Consider the following 266-nt stretch of genomic DNA (forward strand, 5'->3'; position numbering starts at 1 on the left):
TGACCGTTCAACGCATCGTTCGGTGCGGTGGTGGTCACGGTGCCGGTGGTCTTGCCCACTTCAATGGTGATGTTCTGACCATTGGCCAGCGTGATCACGACCGGCGAGCCGGTCACGGGTGCGCCCACAGTGGCGGTGTAAGTGACAGTGCCGCCTTCAGCCGCGGTTTCGGTTGCGGTCAGTTTGACCGTGGTGGTGTCGATGGTATCGGTGACGTCGGTGACGGCTGGAACGGTGCTTGGCACCAGGTTCTCGAAATTGCCGCC

1 protein-coding gene is annotated in these 266 nt (G+C 62.0%); it reads right to left on the minus strand.

All coding sequences use genetic code 11. The annotated features are described in order from the left end of the window. Positions 1 to 266 (minus strand): immunoglobulin-like domain-containing protein (locus U862_RS29240; RefSeq protein ID WP_157836087.1); only part of this gene is annotated, 266 nt, incomplete at both ends.

Origin of the sequence: Pseudomonas sp. H1h, from assembly GCF_000633255.1 — a bacterium.
Taxonomy (GTDB): domain Bacteria; phylum Pseudomonadota; class Gammaproteobacteria; order Pseudomonadales; family Pseudomonadaceae; genus Aquipseudomonas.